The following is a 1,347-nucleotide window of genomic DNA, read 5'->3' as shown; positions in this document are numbered from 1 at the left end:
TCAGGACTTACGCAAAGACACTATATATAGAGTATGGTCATCTAGAGCGATATAGCTGCCGCACTTGCTCCGCCAACGCTTAAAAATGGAGAGCGATTGCCTCAGCAAAGCTCCGCTAACGCCTCAAGACAAGTATCATTATCAGAAATTAGGCCAAGAAGCTATGTATAGTACCATTTCTCATGCATTAATGCTCGGCTTGGAAGGTAGTCAAAATAAATGGAAAAATTACAGAAGTTAGTTAACAATAAAATTACGTTAATAAATAGTATTTATAAATAAAAAATCCAAGTATAGCAAAGTTTTTGAGAATTGGTATAACTATAGTGTACTGACCTAAGTTTGGTAGGTGTTGCTCCATGTTAATAAATTGCATCAAAATACTCTAATTATAATATAATTATCTAGAAATGTTGTATAGAGAGATCGATATGAATTTTAACTATATTGATGATTGTCAATATTTGCTAAATTCTCATACAAATTATACCATAACTAACCTAGCCAATCACCTAGAAAATATTAGCCATGATACAATTAATCGTTATTTAAGAATAGAATGTCTAAGTTTCCTGCAGAATGCTGCGCAAACACAAGATTTATGGCGAAATGTGAAAGAGGAAATAGTCCAATGTACAGAGGCATACCTAATTTTTGATGATACAGTAATCAATAAAAAATATGCCAATAAAATTGAACTTGTATGACGACAATATAGTGGTATCGGTACATCAAGTAATTCGGGGCATAGGAATAGTTAATTGTATCTATTTTAATCCACAAAATGAACAATTTTGGATAATAGATTACCGTATTTATGATCCAGATAGTGACAACAAAACTAAAATAGATCATGTTGAAGAAATGATATTAAATGTGATAAATACCAATAAATTACCATTTAAAACTGTATTAATGGATAGTTGGTATGCAACACAAAGATTAATGGCATTAATAGATAATTTAGGAAAAATTTATTATTGCCCCTGAAAAATAAATCGCGCACGTAGATGATACTGGTGGTGTAGAAAAATATAAAAAGATTGCTGAATTAAGCTGGAACTCCTCAGAAAAAATATCAGGCAAAATAATTAAAATTAAAGGTTTTCCAAGGGATAAAAAAGCGAGTGCGTAATTCTGAGGTCTCCTCAGAATGTAAGACGCACTCAAGACAGTCAAACTATTCTGGGTAATTGTTTCTACCAACAAGACAAAATATATTGCTACTAATGACCTGAGCAAATGCAGTAAAGATGATGTAGAATTTGAATCTCAAACCAGATGGAAAGTTGAAGATATCAATGGAGAAATTAAGCAATTAACAGGTCTATGCTCCTGTCAATGTCG

At 32.0% G+C, this 1,347-nt stretch carries 2 protein-coding genes; both read left to right on the top strand.

Going from position 1 to position 1,347, the window contains the following annotated elements; translation table 11 throughout:
* The first annotated feature begins 431 nt into the window (after positions 1 to 431).
* Entirely contained in the window at positions 432 to 707 is a 276-nt protein-coding gene (locus F6K27_RS33215; protein WP_287280571.1) for a hypothetical protein, read from the top strand.
* A complete protein-coding gene (locus F6K27_RS33210; protein ID WP_287280568.1) occupies positions 682 to 990 on the top strand; it encodes a hypothetical protein in 309 nt (102 codons plus the stop codon). Before F6K27_RS33215 ends, F6K27_RS33210 begins: the two co-directional genes overlap by 26 nt.
* The last annotated feature ends 357 nt before the right edge of the window (positions 991 to 1,347 follow it).

The sequence above is a fragment of the Okeania sp. SIO2F5 genome, from assembly GCF_010692685.1.
GTDB lineage: Bacteria > Cyanobacteriota > Cyanobacteriia > Cyanobacteriales > Microcoleaceae > Okeania > Okeania hirsuta.
This window is presented reverse-complemented; position numbering and strand designations above follow the sequence as displayed.

Bases quoted from the DNA above. Each gene is read 5' to 3' on its own strand.
- F6K27_RS33210 (WP_287280568.1), top strand. From the start codon at position 682: ATGCCAATAAAATTGAACTTGTATGACGACAATATAGTGGTATCGGTA.
- F6K27_RS33215 (WP_287280571.1), top strand. From the start codon at position 432: ATGAATTTTAACTATATTGATGATTGTCAATATTTGCTAAATTCTCAT.